This window comes from Herbiconiux sp. VKM Ac-1786, assembly GCF_015350805.1.
GTDB lineage: Bacteria > Actinomycetota > Actinomycetes > Actinomycetales > Microbacteriaceae > Herbiconiux.
The window spans coordinates 228,519-247,817 of sequence record NZ_JADKSG010000002.1 but is presented as its reverse complement, the minus strand read 5'-3'; the positions used below and the strand labels follow the sequence as shown (position 1 = coordinate 247,817).

Sequence of the window (19,299 nt, the reverse complement as noted above, 5' to 3'; positions counted from 1 at the left end):
TAGGATACGCTACGGAGTGCGTAGCGTTAGACGAGCGCATCCGTTCACCCCTCCTCGCCGACCACGCCGGGGACCGCCCGCCTCCGGAGAGACCAGATGTCCGTCGAAGAACGAGTTCCCGAGCGTTTCGACGTGCGCGACTTCGCCCGCACCGCGGTCGGCAGCCACCGCGGCGAGATCGATCTCGCGGCGTTCGCCGAGCATCCGCTCACCGATCGCACCGTGCGCCTGCTCGCCTACCTGCGCGAGCTCGAGCGCTCGACCATGACCTACCTGCGCAACGTGCTCGTCACGCCGACGCACAAGGACGCGCGGGTGACCGCGTTCCTCACCACCTGGGCGTTCGAGAAGTACTGGATCGCCGACGCCCTCGAGGTGATCGTGCGCGCCCACGGCGTCGACCCGACCGCGATCGAGGAGCTCCCCCGCTTCAAGGCCCTCGCGCTCGAGCTCTCCGAGCGGGCGACGCCCATCGTCGAGTCGTTCCGCGCGAACGCCATCGGCCCCGACGTGATCGGCGTGCACCTCACCACGGTGGCGGTCGACGAGTGGATGACCGAGGCTGCGTACCTCCGCCTCAAGACGCTCGACCCGAACCCCGAGCTGGTCTCGCTGCTCGAGCGCATCCTCGAGGTGAAGAAGCGGCACCGTGCGTTCGTCGAGCCCGACGCCCGCGCCCGCCTGACCGCCTCGCGCCGGGCGCAGAACCTCGCCCGCCGCGCCCTGCCGCGCACCCCGTGGCCGATCGGGGCCGCGAGCGTGCAGCAATCCGCCTCGGCCTTCTTCTACGAAGAGCTCCTCGACGCCGAGCTCACCGCCGGCGTCGACGCGAAGGTGCGCGAGCTCCCCGGGCTCGGCGCCCTGCACGTCGTGCGGGCCGCTCGGGAGCGCGCGCTCACCCCGTCGCGCGGAGCCGGTCACGCCCTCGGCCGCCGCCTCGCCGGGCTGCGCCACCGTCTGGCGCCCGCGCGCCCCGCCTCGACCGGCGCCACCCCGACCACGAACTCGACCTCGACCACCTCGACCTCCACGAAAGGCGGAGCGACCGGATGACCGACGCCACCCCCACCGACCCGACGACGACCCCCGCCGACCCCGCCTTCTCTCTGGGCGGCTCGCACGTGCTGCTCACGGGCGCCACCGGCTTCGTCGGCCAGGCGGTGCTGGAGCGGCTGCTCTCCTCGCACCCCGACACCCGCGTCTCGCTGCTGATCCGGCCGAAGTCGCGCACCACCGGTGAGACCCGCCTGCAGACGCTGCTGAAGAAGCCGGTGTTCCGCACCTGGCGCGAGGCCGTCGGCGAGGCCGAGGTCGAGCGCACGATCCGCGAGCGCCTCTCCGTCATCCAGGGCGACCTGGCCAACCCGGGCGAGCTGCCGGGCGACATCGACGTGGTGCTGCACGGCGCCTCCACCGTCTCGTTCGACCCGCCGATCGACGAGGCCTTCCAGACCAACGTCGACGGGGCCACCGGCCTCTACGGCGCGCTGCTCGCCTCGGGCAGCGACCCGCACGTGGTGCACGTCTCCACCGCCTACGTCGGCGGCATGCGCAAGGGCGTCTCGCCCGAGGCGTCGCTCGAGCACGAGATCGACTGGCGCGCCGAGAACGCCGCCGCCAGGTCGGCGCGCCGACGCGTGGAGATGGCGTCCCGCCAGCCCGAGGTGCTGCGGGGCCTGCTCGCGAAGAGCCGTGCGAAGCTCGGCAAGGTCGGCCCGCAGGCCGTCGCCGCCGACGCCGAGGCCGCCCGCATCGAGTGGGTCACCAAGCGCCTGATCGACCACGGCCGCATCCGCGCCGAGTCCCTCGGCTGGACCGACGTCTACACGCTCACCAAGGCCTTCGCCGAGCGCGCCGCCGAGGAGCTGTGGGGCACGGCCGGACACCGCCTGTCGATCGTCCGCCCCTCCATCATCGAGAGCGCCCTGCGCCACCCGTTCCCGGGCTGGCTCGACGGCTTCAAGGTCGCCGACCCGCTGATCATGGCCTACGGCCGCGGCCAGCTGCCCGAGTTCCCGGGCGTGCCCGACTCGATCCTCGACGTCATCCCGGTCGACTTCGTGGTGAACGCGATCCTCGCCGCCGCCGTGACCCCGGCGCCCGTCGACGAGCCGCAGTACTACCAGGTCGTGTCCGGTGCGCGGAACCCGCTGCCGTTCCACACGATGTACGAGAACGTCAAGGAGTTCTTCACCGAGAACCCCATGCCCGGAGACGACGGCGGCATCGCCGTGCCGTCGTGGCGCTTCCCCGGCGGCCGCTCGGTCGAGCGCACGCTCCGCCTGCAGGAGCGCCTCGCCTCGGTCGCCGACCAGGCGGTCATCCGCATGCCCTCGAACCCGCGCACGCGGCAGTGGACCGAGACGCTCCGCCGCCGCCAGCAGGGCCTGGATCAGCTGCGCTACTTCGCCGAGCTCTACCGCGCCTACGTGCAGACCGAGCTGATCTTCGACGACCGCAACACGCGGGCGCTGCACGCCTCGATCCCCGACGAGCTGAAGGCCGACCGCGGCTTCGACGTGGCCGAGATCGACTGGCACGAGTACTTCCAGAGCATCCACTTCCCCTCGATCACCGGGCTCACGAAGGCCTTCGCCAAGCGCCCCGCCGGCCGCGCCCGCGCCAAGCGCGCGCTGCCCGTTCGCAGCGACGTGCTGGCCGTCTTCGACTTCGAGGGCACCGTCGTCGAGTCGAACCTCGTCGAGCAGTACCTCTGGATGCGCCTCGGCATGACCCCCAAGGCCCAGTGGCCGCAGGAGTTCGCGAGCCTCCTGGTCTCGGTGCCCGCCTACCTGCGCGCCGAGCGGCGCGACCGCGGCGAGTTCATCCGCACCCTCGTGCGCCGCTACAAGGGCATCCGCGTCGAGGAGCTGCAGGAGCTCGTGCAGGGCCGCTTCGGCGCCGCCATGCTGAGCCGGGCGATTCCGGATGCGCTGGACCGCGTCGCCCAGCACCGCGCCGCCGGGCACCGCACCGTGCTCGTCACGGGTGCGATGAGCTCGGCCGCCGAGCCGTTCTCCGCGTTCTTCGACGAGGTCGTCGCCGGCGAAATGCACGCCTCCAAGGGCGTGCTCACCGGCTATCTCGCCGCTCCCCCGCTGGTCGACGAGGCGCGCGCCGCGTGGCTCCGCGAGTACGCGGGCGCCCACGGGGCGAACCTGACGCAGTCGTACGGCTACGGCGACAGCCTCGCCGACGTGTCCTGGCTGAAGCTGCTGGGAAACGCCACAGTCGTGAATCCCGACACCGATCTGTATCGGCACGCGCAACGAATGAAGTGGACGGTGGAGGACTGGACGAGACGATCGTCCGACCGCCCCGTCGCACCGGCTAATCTGGCTCTGCTGCCCGACGCACCGGCATCCGCACCCGAGGAAGGAGACCGGTCGAGCGCCACCTGACGCTCTCCCGACACACCCATGGCATTCGACATCGACAAGTACACGGAGACCTCCACCAAGGTCGCGTGGCAGGACCTCGACTTCTCCGACTTCCGCGAGCACCCCCTTCCCGAGGGCACCCTGCGGAGCCTCCGCTACATGTGCGACATCGAGTACCACACGGTCTGCTACCTGCGCGACATGCTCGTCACCCCCTCCCACAAGGACGAGGACGTCACGGCGTTCATGACCATGTGGAACCGCGAGGAGTTCTGGCACGGCGAGGCCCTCGCGGCCGTGCTCGCCGAGCACGACGTGATCGTCGACTTCGACGAGCTGAAGGCCACCCGCCTGAAGCTCGGCTGGAAGGACCGTCTCGACCCGGTGAAGCAGTCCCTGCTCGGCAACATTGTCGGCTCGGGCTTCATCGCCGTGCACATGGTGTGGGGCGCGGCCAACGAGTGGTCGGCCGTCGCCGCCTACAACCGGCTCGCCGACCTCGAGGCGCATCCGGTGCTGGCCGAGCTGCTGCGCCGCATCGCGAAGCAGGAGGCGCGTCACGTCGCCTTCTACGCCACCCAGGCCCGCGAGCGTCTCGGCAAGAGCAAGAAGGCCCAGGTGCTGGCGCGCTTCGCGCTGAAGAACTTCTGGGGCCCCGTCGGCTCGGGCGTGATGAGCGACGACGAGGTGAAGCATGTGATGGGCCACCTGATGGGCGGGCCCGAGGGTCGTCGCGAGGCCGCCAAGATCGACGCGCACATCGCCCGCATGCCGGGGCTCGAGGGTCTCACCATCGTGCAGGACGCGCTGGACGCACGCGGCATCGCCGCCTGACACCATTTCGCTGGGCCATACTGCTGACATGGAGTTCAGCACGACGATCCTCGCCAGCGGCAAGAACAACACGGGCATCCCGGTGCCCGAGAGCGTGGTGACGGCGCTCGACCGCGGCAAGCGCATCCCGGTCGTCGTCACCATCGGCGGCCACAGCTACCGCAGCTCGATCGTGTTCTACACCGGGCAGTTCCTGATCGCACTGAGCGCCGAGAACCGGGCGGCCGCGGGCGTCGCCGCCGGTGACACGGTCGTGGTCGGGGTCGAGCTCGACGAGGCGCCGCGCGAGGTCGAGCTTCCGGATGCTCTGGCCGCCGCTCTGGCCGGGGACGCCGATGCCGCGGCCGCGTTCGCCGCGCTCTCGTACACGAACAAGAAGCGCATCGCGACGTCGATCGTCGACGCGAAGACCGACGCCACGCGCGAGCGACGCCTGGCGAAGGCGCTGGAGGAGCTGGTCTCCTGAGCCGGATGCTTCGCGGCTAGTGGCGGCGCTGCGTCGAGAGGATCGACGTGGCCAGGAAGACCGAGCCCGAGACGCACAGGATGCCGGCGAAGAAGACCCACGCGTTGGCGAGCGTGCCGAACAGGAACATGCCCAGGAGGAACAGCAGAATGGCTCCGATGGCAGCGAGCACGTTCATCCGGTGATCCTCCTCAGTAGTGGCTTCGTTCAATACTAGACGGGTGCCGCCCGCAGAGAATGCCCCCGCCGCCTCCCCCGCCGTGTCGGGCCCCGAGGTCGTGTCCAGCCCCGACGTCGTGACCGGTCCCGACGGCCTGGCCCGCCCGGCCTGGGCGTCGGTCGATCCGCTGCTGCGCGAGTACTACGACACCGAGTGGGGTGTGCCGGTGCACGACGAGCGCGGGCTGTACGAGCGGCTGAGCCTCGAGGGCTTCCAGTCGGGACTGTCCTGGGCCACCATCCTGCGGAAGCGGCCGGCGTTCCGGGCCGCGTTCCGCGACTTCGACCCCGACACCGTGGCCGGCTTCGGCGACGACGACGTCGCGCGTCTCCTGGCCGACCCGGGAATCGTGCGGAACCGCGCCAAGATCCTGGCGACGATCGGCAACGCCCGGGCGACCGTGGCCCTCCGCGACGACCCCGGAACGCCAGGCGGACTGGCCGGGCTGATCTGGTCGTTCCGGCCCGCCCGCACCCCGCTGCCGCGCACGATGGCGGAGGTGCCGACGATCAGCCCCGAGTCGACCGCGCTGGCGGCGGCGCTGCGGGCGAAGGGGTTCCGCTTCGTCGGGCCCACCACGATGCACGCGCTGATGGAGGCGGTCGGCATCGTCGACACGCATCTGGTCGGCAGCCACCGGAGGGGCAGCTCGGGGGTGTGGGCGCCCGACGGCTCGCCGAGGTGACCCCGGCGGGGCCACGCGTGCCGCTCGCGCATCCGCTCGGAATCTGCTTCGCTGGGGACATGACCGAGAACGAGAGCGACAACCCGCAGGCGACCGTCGAGGTCGTGCCCCAGCCCGAGCAGAACCGCTACGCCCTGCTCGTCGACGGCGAGGAGGTCGGGTTCACCGTCTACACCGACCGCGGCATCGACCGTGTGTTCCTGCACACCGAGATCGACCCGGCTCAGGAGGGCCACGGCTACGGCAGCACCCTGATCAAGGGCACGCTCGAGCAGGTGCGCGACGCGGGCCTGCGCGCGGTGGCGATCTGCCCCTTCGTCGAGCGCTACGTCGAGAAGCACCACGACTTCGACGACATCATCGACCCGGTGTCGATCGAACTGCGCGCGTCGCTCTAGTCGCTGAGGATCGACAGGATGTTGCCCGAGGGGTCGAGGAACCACGCGATGTCGGGGCCCTGGCCGGCCGCCTTGCCCCGCATCACGCCGCGCTCGTCCTGCGGCATGCCCTCGTAGCGCTCCAGGCTCACGCCGGCGGCCTCGAGCTCGTCGATCGCCCGGTCGATGTCGTCGACGGCGAAGTTCAGGATGGTGAACACCGCCGGCACGTGATCCTGCTTCGGGTAGGCGAGCACGTGCGCGCCGTTCGCGGGCAGCGCGATGTCGAGGATGCCCATCTCGTTCATCGAGACCTCGAGCCCGAGGACGTCCTGGTAGAACCGCCGGGACTCGTCGACGTCCGTGACGCTGAAACCGCTGAAACCGTGGCTGGTCGTGAGCATGCGCACCTCCTGTGTACAGTGTCCACAATGCCACGGCTCCGGCGGCGGGTAAAGGCCCCCCCCCCCCCCGGGCCGGTGGCGGGTGAAGACCTCCGGGTGACGGGTTAGGCGAGCACCTCGTCGAGGAACGCCCGGAACGCCCGCCAGCTGCGTGCGTCGGCCACCGGGCGCCAGCTCGACTCCTCGGGCAGCGTGAAGGCGTGCGGAGCACCGCTGTAGAGCACGATCTGCCAGTCGATCGCGGGGTTCTGCCGCAGCTCGTCCTCGAACGCCACGACCGCCTCGTCGGGCACGACCGGGTCGTCGGCGCCGGTGAGCACCAGCAGGGGCGTGCGGATGCTCTCGACGTCGGCCGGATCATGCGTGACGAGACCGCCGTGGAAGCTGACGGCTCCGGCGAGCGCCGCCCCGGTGCGGGCGAACTCGATCGAGGCCGAGCCGCCGAAGCAGTAGCCGATCACGACGATGCGCGACGGGTCGACCCGCGGATCGCTCGCGAGCACGTCGTAGGCGGCCTGCACCCGGCGACGGAGCAGCGGAAGGTCGCCGTAGTACCTGCCCGCCTCGGCGGCCGCGTCGTCGCCCGTGGGGCGCACCCCGGCCCCGTACAGGTCGGCGGCGAAGGCGACGAGGCCGAGGCGGGCGAGCATCTCGGCACGCACGCGGGTGTACTCCTGCTCCCCCGTCCAGTCGTGCAGCACCAGCACCGCCGGACGCGGGCCGTCGGTCGCGGCGTCGGCGACCAGGAAGCCGTCGAGCGCGGTGCCGCTCTCGTCGTAGTGCATGCGCTCGCCCTCGATGCGGGCACCCGCGGGGAGCGGGACGGTGTCGAGCAGGGCCTGGTGGGTCGGGCTGTAGTCGGTCATGGTCTCGGTCTACCACTCCCCGCCGACAGTCAGGTCAGAGCGTGCCGCCCCACCCGCGAGCGCAGGTCCTTCCGCAGGATCTTGCCGGAGGTCGACTTCGGGATGGCGTCGATGAACTCCACCAGTCGCACCTTCTCGTGCGGGGCGACCCGCTCGGCGACGAAGGCCATCACCGCGGCCTCGTCGAAGTCGTCCCCGGCGTCGGGACGGCGCACCACGAAGGCCTTGGGCACCTCCTGCGCGTCCTCGTCGGGCACGCCCACGACGGCCGCGTCGACCACGTCGGCGTGGGAGAGCAGCACCGCCTCGAGCACCGCGGGGGCCACCTGGTAGCCCTTGTACTTGATCAGCTCCTTCAGCCGGTCGACGATGGCGTAGACGCCTTCCGAGGTGACGGTCGCGATGTCACCGGTGTGCAGCCAGCCGTCGGGCTCGATGGTGCGGGCCGTCGCCTCCTCGTCGTTGAGGTAGCCGCTCATCACCTGGGGACCGCGCACGAGGAGCTCACCGGCCGCGCTGGTGCCCGCATCCGGCACCTCGATGTCGGCGCCGGTCTCGGGGTCGACGAGCCGGCACTCGGTGTTCGGGATGGCCAGCCCGATCGAGGACAGGTCGATGTCGCCCTCGATCGGGATGGCGTGCGTGACCGGGCTCGTCTCGGTCATGCCGTAGCCCTGGCGCACCTGGCAGCCGATGCGGCCGGCGACCGCCTTCGCGAGCTCCCGGTCGAGCGGGGCGGCTCCCGAGAAGATCACCTCGACGCCCGAGAGGTCGTACTCGTCGACGAGCGGATGCTTGGCCAGCGCGACCGCGATCGGTGGCGCGATGAACACCCACGTGCAGCGCTGTTCACTCACCGTGCGCAGGAACTCGGCCAGATCGAACTTCGGCATGGTGACCAGGGCGGCCCGCTGCAGGAGGGCGTAGTCGAGCAGCACCGACATGCCGTAGATGTGGAAGAACGGGAGCACCGCGAGCGCCCGGTCGTCGCGGGAGAGCGGGATGACGTCGCGGCACTGGTGGATGTTCGCCACCAGGTTGCGGTGCGTCAGCATGACGCCCTTCGGCCGCCCGGTGGTGCCCGAGGAGTACGGCAGCACGGCGAGGTGCGTCGCCGGGTCGAACGAGACCTCCGGCGGCGCCGCCCGCTCGAACAGCAGATCGCGGAGCGACGGGTGGCCCTCGGCACCGTCGATGACGACGAGGTGGTCGGCGTCGATACCGGCCTTCGAGGCGGCCTCGGCGGCGTGGGCGTAGAGCGGCGAGACGGTGAACAGCCAGGTGGCACCGGCGCTCGTGAGCTGGTTCTCGATCTCCCCCGCGGTGTAGAGGGAGTTGATCGTGGTGGCGGTGCCGCCGGCCCGCAGCACGCCGTGGAACACCGTCGCGAACGCGGGCACGTTCGGGCAGAGGATGCCGACGCGGTCGCCGACCGCCAAGCCCCGGGCCGCGAGCGAGCCGGCGAGCGCGTCGATCTGGGCGATCAGGGCGCGGTAGCTGGTCTCGTCGCCGCTCGGGCCGTCGACGAGCGCGACCCGATCGAGGTCGGCCTCGGCGATGCCGGAGAACAGGGCGTCGTAGACGCTGAGGTCGGGGATGTCGACGTCGGGGTAGGACGAACGGGTCATGAGCTATCTCCTTCGATAGTCGTTGGCCTATTCGACACCGAATCGAGGAGTTCTCGCAAGTTCCCCGGCGTTCTCGCGGGTGCGGCGCCGAGGGCGGACAGAGGCGTAGCGTGGCCGTCATGCAGGCCGTTCTGATCGCCCACCCCGGCGACGCATCCGTTCTCGAGCTCTCCGACGTCGACGACCCGCGCCCCGGGCCGGGTCAGCTGCTGATCGAGGTGGCCGCCGCCGGGGTGAACCGGGCGGACGTCAGCCAGCGGCAGGGGCACTACCCACCGCCGCCGGGAGCGCCCGCGTGGCCGGGGCTCGAGGTGTCGGGCACGGTCGCCGAACTCGGCGCGGGTGCCGAGTCGTCGGGCTTCGCGGTGGGCGACCGGGTCTGCGCCCTGCTGGGCGGCGGGGGCTACGCCACCCGCGTCGTGGTCGACGCCGGGCACGTGCTGCCGGTGCCCCACTCCGTCGACCTGGTCGACGCCGCGGGGCTGCCCGAGGTGGTGGCGACCGTGTGGTCGAACGTCTTCCAGCTCGCCGGGCTGCGTTCGGGCGAGACGCTCCTCGTGCACGGCGGCTCGAGCGGCATCGGCACGATGGCCGTGCAGCTCGGCCGCGCCTTCGGCGCCCGGGTCGCGGTGACGGCGCGCTCGGCCGAGAAGCTCGAGGCGTGCCGGGAGCTCGGGGCGAGCATCCTGATCGACTACACCCGGGACGACTTCGTGGAGCGGGTGCAGAGCGAGGCCGGCGGCGCCGACGTCGTGCTCGACGTGGTGGGCGGCGACTACCTCGACCGCAACGTCGCCGCGCTGGCGGTGAACGGGCGGATCGCGAACATCGCCTCCAGCGGCGGGCCGGCCGCCCTCGACCTCGGGGCGCTGATGCGCAAGCGCGGCACGCTCCGCTCGACGAGCCTGCGGGCCCGGCCGGCCGAGGAGAAGACCGAGATCATCCGCAGCGTGCTCGAGGACGTCTGGCCGCTCGTCGCCGACGGGCGCGTGCGGCCGGTGATCGGGGCGCGCTTCCCGCTCGCGGAGGCGGCCGAGGCGCACCGGCTGATGGAGTCCTCGGCGCACATCGGCAAGATCCTGCTCGTGGTCTAGCCGGTCGCTCCGGTCGCTCCGGCCGATCAGGCCAGGCGGATGCCGTTCTGCAGCCGGGTGCGCAGCTCGAAGACGCGGTCGATGCTCGTGCGCTCGGCGCCGCCGCCCCAGCCGCCGCGCCCGCCCGCGGCTCCGTCGACGCCGTTCCGCAGCAGCTGCGGCAGCAGCGAGCGGCGCACCACGATCGAGCCCGACAGCCGGCCGCGATCGACGGTCTCCGCGGGCTCGGCGAGTGCGGCATCCGGAACCACCACGACGAGCGAGGTGAACTTCACGCCCAGCGAGCGGCCGAGCGACTTGGCGGCGCGGTGCAGCTCGTGCAGCGGCTCGTCGTCGGGGTGCACGGTCTCGCCGACGAGCTCGTCCTTCTTCAGGCGCACCTCGCCGCCCCAGTCCTCGGACTGGATGGCGTAGAGGCCCGAGGGGCCGAGCACGACGTGGTCGATCGTCTCGGGGACGCCGTTCGCCGAGCGACCCGAGAGCACGTTGTTCCAGATCGTGTAGCCGATGCCGAGCGTCGAGACGAGGCCCGCGGTCGACTCCTCGGCGATGGCCTTCGCGAGCCAGCCGCGGATCTCGCGCGGGGCGCTGCGCACGAGCGCCGCGTCGTAGGGGTCGGCGATCTCGACACCGCGGCCCACCCATTCGCGCAGCAGCGTGAGGTAGACCTCGCGCTCCTGGCCGCCGGGGTGCCCGTAGGTGCGGGCCTTCACGGTCGAGCTGGCGGGGCGACCGGATGCGCGGCCGCCCGTCGCCGGGCCGAAACCCGACCCCGGGGTCGACGCCGAGCCCGAGGCCCCGGCGGCGTGCGTGCTGCCGGAGCCGCCGCCGCGCGACCCGCGGTCGTAGGCGGCGCGGTCGTCGGGGCTGCCGACGAGCTCCCAGGCGCGCTGCACGGCGACGAAGCGCACGGCGTCGCCCCCGGTGTCGGGGTGGGTCTCGCGGAGCAGGCGGCGGTAGGCCTTCTTCAGCTCGTCCTGGGTCGCAGCCGCGCCGACGCCGAGCACCTCGTAGGGGCTCTGGGCGAGAGGGCTGTCGGACACGCGTTCACGATACCGGGCGTTTCCGGGGTGTTCGCCGAATGCGCGCAGAGCGGAATCGGCGCCGTGGCCCGCCCGCCTGGTGGCTCAGCAGCTGCCGCGGCCGGCTCGGCCTCCACGGGTCAGGCCGCCTTGTCGGTCACCCGCAGCACGAGCACCGGGCACTGCGCCCCGAGGATGACGTCGTGGCTCACCGAGCCGAGCAGGAACCGGCCGATGCCGTGCCGGCCGTGGCTGCCCACGACGAGCAGGGCCGCCTCCTTGCCCGCGGTCACCAGCGCGGCCGACGGAGCGGCGAGCACGACCTGCGTCTCGACGACGACGCCGCTGCCGTCCTCGCGCTGCGCCTGGCCCGCGGTCTCCTCGGCGACGTCCTTGGCGCGCTGCTCGAGGGCCTCGTAGAGCTCCGAGCCGTCGGTGAACTCGGGCTGCATCAGGGGCGGCAGCGTCCACGCGGTCAGGATGCGCACGGGCTCGCCGAGCAGGGCCGCCTCCGCGAGCGCGGTGCGCACGAGCCGCGCCGAGGAGGGCCCGCCGTCGACGCCGACGACCACGCCGTGGCGCTTGGTCGCGGGCAGGTCGGGGATGACCGCGACCGGCACCGTGGCCGACGCCGCGACCCGGAGGCTGACCGCGCTCGTGGTCAGGCGCTCGTACAGATCCTTGCGGTAGCTGCCGACCACCAGCAGGCTCGCGCCGATCGCCTCGGCCTCGGCGACGAGCTCGGTGACGGGGTTGCCCCGCCGCACCTTCGACGTGACGGTGACGTGCGGCGCCTTGCTGTCGGCGTGGAACGCGGCCTCGGCGGCCACGACCTCGCCCTTCTGCTGCAGCAGCGGGGCGGCCGTGAACGCCTCCGAGTCCCACGAGGTGTCGGCGACGTAGAGCACCTCGACGTCGCAGCCGGTGGCCTCCGCGCGGCGGAGGGCCCAGTCGAGGGCGGTCTGGGCGGCGGTCGAGCCGTCGAATCCGACGAGGATGTGGGCGGACATGGGTGGCTCCTCACGACGGGTGACGGGGCTCCAGTCTGGCAGGCGGGGGCCGCGCGGAATACTGCTGACGAGCATCCGGTTGTCTGCTTTCATACACACGCATGGATAATGGGCGTGAGGCGCGGCATCGACGGACAGGACTTCAGACCATGGCAGAGCAGCTCCAGCTCGGACTCGACACCTTCGGCGACGTGACCGCCGCCCCCGACGGCAGCCTGCTGCCCGCCGCGCAGGTGCTGCGGAACCTCGTCGACCAGGCCGTGCTCGCCGACGAGGTGGGCGTCGACTTCATCGGCTTCGGCGAGCACCACCGCGACGACTTCGCCGTCTCGGCCCCCGAGGTCGTGCTGGCGGCGGTGGCGGCGCGCACCTCGCGCATCCACCTCGGCTCGGCCGTGACCGTGCTCTCGAGCGACGACCCGGTGCGGGTGTTCCAGCGCTTCTCGACCCTGGATGCGCTGTCGAACGGGCGCGCGGAGGTCATCCTCGGGCGCGGGTCGTTCACCGAGTCGTTCCCGCTGTTCGGCTTCGAGCTGGGCGACTACGAGCGCCTGTTCGAGGAGAAGCTGAACCTCTTCGCCGCCGTGCGCTCGGGCGAGCCCGTCACCTGGGAGGGCTCGACGCGTGCTCCCCTGAAGGGCCAGCAGGTCTTCCCGCAGCTCGAGACCGGGCTGCTGAAGACCTGGGTCGGCGTCGGCGGCAGCCCCGAGTCGGTCGTGCGCGCCGCCCGCTACGGCTTCTCGCTGATGCTCGCGGTGATCGGCGGCGACCCCGCGCGCTTCGCCCCCTTCGCCGACCTCTATCACCGCGCGCTCGACCAGTTCGGCTTCGACCGCCAGCCGGTCGGCGTGCACTCCCCCGGGCACGTCGCGGCCACCGACGAGGAGGCCCGCGAGCAGCTCTGGCCGCACTACCAGTCGCAGATGAACCGCATCGGGCGCGAGCGCGGCTGGTCGCCGATGGGGCGTGCGCACTTCGAGCAGGAGGCGGGGCCGCACGGCTCGCTCTACGTCGGGTCCCCGGAGACGGTGGCGCAGAAGATCGCGTCGGCCGTGCGGGTGCTCGGGGTCGACCGTTTCGACCTCAAGTACGGCAACGGGCCGCTGTCGCACGCGAACCTGATGACGAGCATCGAGCTGTACGGCACACAGGTCATCCCGCGGGTGCGGGAGCTGCTGGCGGAGGCGCCGGTTCCGGCCTGACCTTCACTGCCGCCGCATCGGCGCGGTCGGCGAGCCGGGCCGACCGGGCCGCCTCAGGCCGCGACGGCTTCGGCCTCGCGGGCGAGGAGGGAGCGCTTGACGGCGGTGCCCCAGGCGAAGCCGCCGAGGGTGCCGTCGGTGCGCAGCACCCGGTGGCACGGCACGAACAACGCGACCGCGTTGCGCGCGCAGGCGCTGGCCGCCGCCCGGACGGCGGTGGGGCGTCCGAGGTGCGCGGCGAACTGCTGATAGCTGAGCGGATGCCCGGGCTCGATCGTCCGCAGCGCCTCCCATCCGGCGCGGTGGAATCCGCCTCCCGTCTGGGCGACCTCGACCGTGTCGATCGCCCGGACGTCGCCGGAGTAGTAAGCGGTGACCGCCTCCGCCGCGCCGGTCACGCCCGGCTGCAGCTCGGTCGGCCGCAGCGCGGGCGCGAGGCGCGCCAGGAGCGCGGCGGGGTCGGCCGTCCAGCCGGACGCGATGACGCGGCCGTCGGCGTCGGCGATCAGGCCGAACGGCCCGTCGGGGGTGTCGACGAACTGGATCAGGGCGGTCATGGGGTCTCCTCGGTGGGGGTGGTGGACGTGTCGCGTTCGGGGCGGGGCGGTGGGGCCGACGCCGACCAGAGGTGCAGCGAGAGGTAGGTGCGCCACGGCGCGAAGGGGGTGGCCCAGGCCGCGAGGGCTCGCGGAGCATCCGGGAACCCGAGGCGGCGGGCGCCGGTTCGCAGCGCCACGTCGCCGGTGGGCAGCACGTCGGGGTTCTTCAGCACGCGCATGGCGAGGTAGCCGGCGGTCCAGTCGCCGATGCCCGGGAGTGCGACGAGGCGGCGGCGCTGCTCGGCCGCGTCGTCGCCGAACGAGAGCTCGAGGGCGCTGGACGCCAGCAGCTCGGCCGTGTTCACGACGGTGGCGATCTTCGCGCGGGGGCCGGTGAGCACGGATCCGGCGTGCTCGGCGATCTGCGCGGGCGTGGGGAAGAGCAGGGTCGGCGCGGACGCGTCCGGGGTGGCGCCCGGCGGCGGGGCGGGGAAGGTCGACCCGGCGGCGAGCGTCAGGCGGTGCAGCAGGGTGCGGGCCGCGACGACGGTGATCTGCTGGCCGACGATGGCGCGGAACAGCATCTCGGCGGGATCGACGGCGCCGGGCATCCGGATGCCCGGGGTCGCCGCCACCCGGGCCGCCAGCGCGCGCCCGGCCACCGCCGACGAGCCACCCTCGGCGGCGATCGCCTCGGCGCCGACCGACAGCGCCTCGTCGATCGCCACCGGATCCGCGTCGAGGTCGAACAGGCGGCGGATGCGCGACACCAGCACGGGCAGGTCGCCGAGGGCGGTGAGCCGGGCGTCGAGGAGGAGGCGCGGGGTGGTGCCGCCGGGCATCCGTCGCACCCTGAACCACGCGGGGCCGCCCGGCAGCGCGAGCGAGCGGGAGTAGGAGTCGAGGCGGCCCTCGGCGTCGGTTCCGAGCTGCTCGACGCCCGGGATGGCGCGGACGGCGAGCCAGACGAAGAGGCCGTCGATGTCGAGGGGCTCGCGGTAGGGCAGGGCGAGGGTGATCGAGCCGGGGGCGGCCGTGTCGTGGCGGGACTGGCGCTCGCGGATCGCCGTCGGGGTCAGCCGGAACACCTCGGCGACGGTGTCGTTGAACTGGCGGATGCTCGAGAAGCCCGCCGCGAAGGCGATGTCGGCCATCGGCAGGTCGGTCGAGGTGAGCAGCGTGCGGGCGGTCTGCGCGCGGTGGGCGCGGGACAGGGCGAGGGGGCCGGCGCCGAGCTCCTCGGTGAGCACGCGGGTGAGGTGACGGGTGGAGTAGCCGAGGCGGCGGGCGAGGCCGTCGACGCCCTCGCGCTCGATCACGCCGTCCGAGATGAGGCGCATCGATCGGCCGGCCAGGTCGTCGCGGAGGTTCCAGGCGGGAGTGCCCGGGACGGCCTCGGGGAGGCAGCGCTTGCAGGCGCGGTAACCCGCCTCGTGGGCGGCCGCGCTGGTCTCGTAGAAGGTGACGTTCTGCTCCTTGGGGGTGCGCGCGGGGCAGCTGGGGCGGCAGTAGATGCCCGTGGAGCGGACGGCGGTGATGAACTGTCCGTCGAAGCGGGGGTCGCGCGAGGAGATGATGCGGTAGCGCTCGGCGAAGTCCATGAGAGGGAGTCTCGCACGGGCATCCGCTCGGTTCTAGCGGGAATCGGACATGGCAGTGGGGTGGTCTGGCGGATCGACCGGGTCGGCGGCTCGACTCGCTCGACGGCTCGTCGGCTCGGCGGCTCGACGCGAGCGGGTGTCGGAGGGTGGCCGTAGGGTCGGGGCATGGCGCACTCGATCGTTCCCCCGTATCTGCTGGCCCGCATCGCCGAGACCGAGGCCGACGGCATGCAGCGGGCCGCTCAGGCGGCGCGACGGTCGTTGCTGGCCGATCCGCCGCTGCGCGAGGAGCGCCGGCGGGAGGCGTTCGTGCCGCCGGTGCCCGGGCAGCCGGTGGCGGCGGAGGATGCGGCGCCGCTGCGCACGATCTCCGACGCGGGTCGCACCGAGACGCTGCCCGGCCGCGTGGTGCGGCGCGAAGGAGATGCGGTGTCGGGCGACCCGGCCGTGAACGAGGCCTACGAGGGGCTCGGCGCGACCCACGCGCTGCTGGCCGAGGCCTTCGGGCGCGACTCGATCGACGGGCGCGGCCTGCCGCTCGACGCCACCGTGCACTACGGGGTCGACTACGACAACGCCTTCTGGGACGGGCAGCGCATGGTCTTCGGCGACGGCGACGGCGAGGTCTTCGGCAGGTTCACGGCGTCGCTGTCGGTGATCGGGCACGAGCTGGCGCACGGGGTCACCCAGTACACGGCCGCGCTGGAGTACCAGGGGCAGTCGGGGGCGCTGAACGAGTCGTTCAGCGACGTGGTCGGGGCGCTCGTCGAGCAGCACCGACTCGGGCAGACCGCCGACGAGGCGAGCTGGCTGATCGGCGAGGGGCTGTTCACCGCCGCCGTGGAGGGGCGGGCGCTGCGCTCGATGCTCTCGCCCGGCACGGCCTACGACGACGACGTGCTCGGCAAGGATCCGCAGCCGGCGTCGATGGACGACTACGTCGACACCGCCGACGACAACGGCGGGGTGCACCTGAACTCGGGCATCCCGAACCGGGCGTTCGCGCTCGCGGCGATCGAGCTCGGCGGCTTCGCGTGGGAGCGCGCGGGGCAGGTCTGGTACGACGCGATCACCGGGTCGCTCGCGCCGACGGCCGACTTCGCGGCGTTCGCCGAAGCCACCGTGTCGGCTGCTCGCTCGCGCTTCGGCGACGACTCCACGGAGGCTGCCGCGATCGTGACGGCATGGGCTACCGTGGGCGTGAGGAGCGATGACCGACCAGACCCCGCCTGAATCCGCCGCCGACCCCGCGCGAGCACCGCAGCCCGCGGGCGCCGCCGCCGCGCCTGCTGGTGGTGGTGGGCGCGAGCTGCGCATCACGGTGGCGCGGTCGGGCGGCGTCGCCGGCGTGTCGCCGAAGTGGAGCATCGAGGCGTCGGAGGAGAACGACGTCGACTCGTGGCTCTCGCTCGTGGAGTCGTGTCCGTGGGACGCCCCCGACCCGGCGGACGATAGCGGAGCATCCGGGCCCGACGGAGCCGGAGCATCCGGTGCCGACCGCTTCGTCTACACGATCCGGGTGCTCGTCGACGCGCCCGACGAGCCCGAGGTCTCGCACGGTGCCCGCGTGCCCGAGCAGCACCTCGACGGCCCCTGGCGCGACCTCGTCGACCGCGTCAAGGACGCGTCCCGCCGCTGACCGCGCCGCCCGCCGCCGACCGCGCGGCCTGCGCGCACCACCTGCGTCCCCGGCCCGGGTGAGAATGGACGGATGAGCGTCCCACCCTCCTCCCCCGACCCCGGCGCGCGGGTTCGACCACGCGAGACGCCCACCGAGGCGCATAGCGGCTCGGTCGGCGCCACGCGTGCGCCAACCGACATCGAGGCGCCCGCGAGCGCGGGTGCGGCGGTGCTCGAGTTCCGCGGGGTGCGGTTCGTGCGGCAGGGGCGGGTGCTGTTGGATGACGTGTCGTTCGAGGTGCGGTCCGGCGAGCACTGGGCGCTGATCGGGCCGAACGGGGCCGGGAAGAGCACGATCCTCAGCCTCGCGGGGGCGGTGCAGCATCCGTCGAGCGGAGAGGTGCACGTGCTCGGGCAGCGCATCGGGCGCGTCGAGCTCCAGGCGCTGCGGCGGTCGATCGGGCACGTGAATCCGCGGCATCCGCTCGGGTCGGGGCTGAGCATCCGCGAGGTGGTGCTCACCGGGCTGACCGGCTCGGTCGAGATCGTGCCGCGGTGGGCACCGAGTGCGGATGATCGCGACCGCGCCGAGGCCTTCATCGAGCTGCTCGGGCTCGCCGACCGCGCCACCGAGCCGTGGACCACGCTCTCGCAGGGCGAACGCGGCCGCACCCTGATCGCGCGGGCGCTGATGACGGATCCGCAGCTGCTCCTGCTCGACGAGCCGTCCACCGGCCTCGACGTCGCCGCCCGCGAGCAGCTGCTCGACACCCTCGACCGCGTGCGCGAGACGCACCCCGGCCTCGCCTCGGTGCTCGTGACGCACCACCTCGAGGAGCTGCCGAGCACGACGTCCCACGCGATGCTGCTCGCGCACGGCCGCGTCACGGCGATCGGCCCGGCCACCGACGTGCTCACCACGGCGAACGTCACGGCCACCTTCGCCCACCCCATCGACATCGAGCACCACCGCGGCCGCTGGCACGCCCGCTCAGGCGCCCACCGCCCCTGACCGTCGCCGGCCCCGCCCGGCCGGGTGACGGATGCGCGTCCCGCCCTCGCCCGCGGGTGGGTGACGGATGCGCGTCCCGCCCACCCCCACCGCAACCCCCATCGATCCGACCCTGCCAGAGCGTGAGATGAACGCGCGGCGAGTCTCGCAGGAGACGATCGCTGTGACCCCTCCACCGATGGACGCCACCGCCGAGGCGGCTCGTGCGCAACGGTCCGAGCAGCCCGCAACCGCGGGCTACCACGTGGGGCTCGGTGAATGGACGTGTGGCAGGAGCCGCGGGTAGGAGAGCGCCGCAGGTCGGAGCACGGCTGGTGGAGACATGGCGGGTGCGGGCACCGGGGGTGCCGGCACCGCGAGTGCGGACGCGGCCGGTAAGGCTCCACACAGGGGTCAGGGGTAGCGGCGGGCCAGGGTGGCGAGGTAGCGGCGCTGCGGGAGGTGGCGGAGGGGGCGCGGGAGGCGGCGGTAGACGGGGGCTATGACGCGGAAGAGGCGGTCGAGGCGGTGCTGCTGGGCGGGGGTCCAGCGGAAGCCGAAGAGGGGGCGGACGCTCGGCGGCAGCAGGCCGATGGTCGCGAAGCGGGCGAGCGGCATCACCACCCGGATGGGCAGCGCCGCCTTCTCGGCCTTCAGCAGCTCGCGCGCCACCGCGCGGATCGGCGGGTCGGCCCGAAGCCGCGGCAGCATCCCGTGCCAGTACGCGCGGAAGGCCGCGCGGTCGGCCGGCCAGAGCTCGGCCGGCATCTGCAACGCGGTGCCGAGCACGGCGTACTCGCGGTAGACCCGCTCGGCCTCGTCGGGGGCGAGCGGCCCGAACACCCGCTCGTACACGGAGATCGCGGTGTCGTAGAGCGTGGCCGCCACCCACAGCTGCAGCTCGGGGTCCCGCGCGTCGTACCGCGGGTCGCCCGACGTCCGGTGGTCCCGCGTATCGGCGTCGGCGACGGATGCGACGGCTGCGACGGTGGCGTCGTCCGTGGGCTGGGCACCGGGCCGGCCGGCGCCGGGCGGGCGGGCGGCCGCGGGGCCGCGCGGCGGGTTCGCGACCGGGGCGTGTGCCCGGTTGACGGCCTTGCGCATCCGGCGGACGTCGTCGGCCGAGCCGTTCGAGAGCGCGTAGACGTAGCTGAGGGTGGCGTTCAGGCGGCTCATCGGCCGCGACGCGAAGTCACTGTGCCGCGCAACTCCGTAGCCCACGCCGGGCAGCGCGATCTGCAGCAGGATCGCCCGGCCGGCACCGGCGAGCAGGATGCCCTCCGGCGCGATGTCCGCGAGCCCGACCATGCCGCCGACGCTACCACCGGCCCCTGGCAGGGGGCGCGGGGCACGTAGGCTC

At 72.9% G+C, this 19,299-nt stretch carries 20 protein-coding genes; 11 read left to right on the top strand and 9 right to left on the bottom strand.

Annotation, left to right across the window (positions count from 1 at the left end):
- Positions 1–96: 96 nt before the first annotated feature.
- The 4 genes from ITJ64_RS12205 to ITJ64_RS12190 are packed head-to-tail and all read left to right on the top strand — an operon-like array spanning position 97 to position 4,680.
- Positions 97–1,053, top strand: coding sequence for a hypothetical protein (locus ITJ64_RS12205; RefSeq protein WP_194681069.1), 957 nt, complete (start codon positions 97–99; stop codon positions 1,051–1,053).
- Positions 1,050–3,401, top strand: coding sequence for an SDR family oxidoreductase (locus tag ITJ64_RS12200; RefSeq protein WP_194681068.1), 2,352 nt, complete (start codon positions 1,050–1,052; stop codon positions 3,399–3,401). The genes ITJ64_RS12205 and ITJ64_RS12200 overlap by 4 nt, the downstream gene beginning before the upstream one ends.
- An 18-nt stretch (positions 3,402–3,419) precedes the next feature.
- Positions 3,420–4,214: a ferritin-like domain-containing protein gene (locus tag ITJ64_RS12195; RefSeq protein WP_179548133.1), complete on the top strand. Its 795-nt coding sequence runs from the start codon at positions 3,420–3,422 to the stop codon at positions 4,212–4,214.
- Between the two features lie 28 nt (positions 4,215–4,242).
- Positions 4,243–4,680, top strand: coding sequence for a YdeI/OmpD-associated family protein (locus ITJ64_RS12190; RefSeq protein WP_194681067.1), 438 nt, complete (start codon positions 4,243–4,245; stop codon positions 4,678–4,680).
- 16 nt (positions 4,681–4,696) lie between these two features.
- Here the strand turns inward: ITJ64_RS12190 and ITJ64_RS12185 are convergent, their stop codons facing one another.
- Positions 4,697–4,858 carry a hypothetical protein gene (locus tag ITJ64_RS12185; RefSeq protein WP_179548131.1) on the bottom strand — a complete coding sequence of 54 codons (162 nt, stop codon included), beginning with the start codon at positions 4,856–4,858 and terminating at the stop codon, positions 4,697–4,699.
- Positions 4,859–4,958: 100 nt separating this feature from the next.
- On the opposite strand from ITJ64_RS12185, the gene ITJ64_RS12180 reads away from it, so the two are divergent.
- A complete protein-coding gene (locus ITJ64_RS12180) occupies positions 4,959–5,585 on the top strand; it encodes a DNA-3-methyladenine glycosylase I (protein ID WP_370545267.1) in 627 nt (208 codons plus the stop codon).
- A gap of 59 nt (positions 5,586–5,644) precedes the next feature.
- Positions 5,645–5,983 (top strand): GNAT family N-acetyltransferase, encoded by a 339-nt coding sequence (locus tag ITJ64_RS12175; RefSeq protein WP_194681066.1) that lies wholly within the window; start codon positions 5,645–5,647, stop codon positions 5,981–5,983.
- Here ITJ64_RS12175 and ITJ64_RS12170 read toward each other — a convergent pair.
- From ITJ64_RS12170 to ITJ64_RS12160, 3 genes are all read right to left on the bottom strand, one after another.
- Positions 5,980–6,366, bottom strand: coding sequence for a VOC family protein (locus tag ITJ64_RS12170; protein WP_194681065.1), 387 nt, complete (start codon positions 6,364–6,366; stop codon positions 5,980–5,982). The two genes, ITJ64_RS12175 and ITJ64_RS12170, sit on opposite strands and share 4 nt — an antisense overlap.
- A gap of 104 nt (positions 6,367–6,470) precedes the next feature.
- Entirely contained in the window at positions 6,471–7,232 is a 762-nt protein-coding gene (locus ITJ64_RS12165) for a dienelactone hydrolase family protein (protein ID WP_194681064.1), read from the bottom strand.
- Between the two features lie 29 nt (positions 7,233–7,261).
- Positions 7,262–8,860 carry an AMP-binding protein gene (locus ITJ64_RS12160; protein ID WP_194681063.1) on the bottom strand — a complete coding sequence of 533 codons (1,599 nt, stop codon included), beginning with the start codon at positions 8,858–8,860 and terminating at the stop codon, positions 7,262–7,264.
- 119 nt (positions 8,861–8,979) lie between these two features.
- On the opposite strand from ITJ64_RS12160, the gene ITJ64_RS12155 reads away from it, so the two are divergent.
- A complete protein-coding gene (locus tag ITJ64_RS12155; RefSeq protein WP_194681062.1) occupies positions 8,980–9,954 on the top strand; it encodes an NAD(P)H-quinone oxidoreductase in 975 nt (324 codons plus the stop codon).
- 26 nt (positions 9,955–9,980) lie between these two features.
- On the opposite strand, the gene ITJ64_RS12150 is transcribed toward ITJ64_RS12155, so the two are convergent.
- Entirely contained in the window at positions 9,981–10,997 is a 1,017-nt protein-coding gene (locus ITJ64_RS12150) for a DnaJ domain-containing protein (protein WP_194681061.1), read from the bottom strand.
- 119 nt (positions 10,998–11,116) lie between these two features.
- On the bottom strand, positions 11,117–11,986 hold the full coding sequence (locus ITJ64_RS12145) for a universal stress protein (RefSeq protein WP_194681060.1): 870 nt from the start codon (positions 11,984–11,986) through the stop codon (positions 11,117–11,119).
- Between the two features lie 149 nt (positions 11,987–12,135).
- On the opposite strand from ITJ64_RS12145, the gene ITJ64_RS12140 reads away from it, so the two are divergent.
- The gene (locus ITJ64_RS12140; protein ID WP_194681059.1) at positions 12,136–13,188 is read left to right on the top strand and encodes an LLM class flavin-dependent oxidoreductase; all 1,053 of its coding nucleotides are present in this window, start codon (positions 12,136–12,138) and stop codon (positions 13,186–13,188) included.
- 53 nt (positions 13,189–13,241) lie between these two features.
- Here ITJ64_RS12140 and ITJ64_RS12135 read toward each other — a convergent pair whose 3' ends face one another.
- Both ITJ64_RS12135 and ITJ64_RS12130 read right to left on the bottom strand, forming a co-directional pair.
- Positions 13,242–13,745, bottom strand: a complete 504-nt coding sequence (locus tag ITJ64_RS12135; RefSeq protein ID WP_194681058.1) for a methylated-DNA--[protein]-cysteine S-methyltransferase — start codon at positions 13,743–13,745, stop codon at positions 13,242–13,244.
- A complete protein-coding gene (locus ITJ64_RS12130; protein WP_194681057.1) occupies positions 13,742–15,328 on the bottom strand; it encodes an Ada metal-binding domain-containing protein in 1,587 nt (528 codons plus the stop codon). Before ITJ64_RS12130 ends, ITJ64_RS12135 begins: the two co-directional genes overlap by 4 nt.
- 165 nt (positions 15,329–15,493) lie before the next feature.
- On the opposite strand from ITJ64_RS12130, the gene ITJ64_RS12125 reads away from it, so the two are divergent.
- From ITJ64_RS12125 to ITJ64_RS12115, 3 genes are all read left to right on the top strand, one after another.
- Entirely contained in the window at positions 15,494–16,561 is a 1,068-nt protein-coding gene (locus ITJ64_RS12125) for a M4 family metallopeptidase (RefSeq protein ID WP_194681056.1), read from the top strand.
- Positions 16,539–16,967 (top strand): protealysin inhibitor emfourin, encoded by a 429-nt coding sequence (locus tag ITJ64_RS12120; RefSeq protein ID WP_228508653.1) that lies wholly within the window; start codon positions 16,539–16,541, stop codon positions 16,965–16,967. Before ITJ64_RS12125 ends, ITJ64_RS12120 begins: the two co-directional genes overlap by 23 nt.
- Positions 16,968–17,039: 72 nt before the next feature.
- Positions 17,040–17,960 carry an ABC transporter ATP-binding protein gene (locus ITJ64_RS12115; RefSeq protein ID WP_194681055.1) on the top strand — a complete coding sequence of 307 codons (921 nt, stop codon included), beginning with the start codon at positions 17,040–17,042 and terminating at the stop codon, positions 17,958–17,960.
- Between the two features lie 393 nt (positions 17,961–18,353).
- Here the strand turns inward: ITJ64_RS12115 and ITJ64_RS12110 are convergent, their stop codons facing one another.
- Positions 18,354–19,247, bottom strand: coding sequence for an oxygenase MpaB family protein (locus tag ITJ64_RS12110; protein ID WP_194681054.1), 894 nt, complete (start codon positions 19,245–19,247; stop codon positions 18,354–18,356).
- Positions 19,248–19,299: the final 52 nt, after the last annotated feature.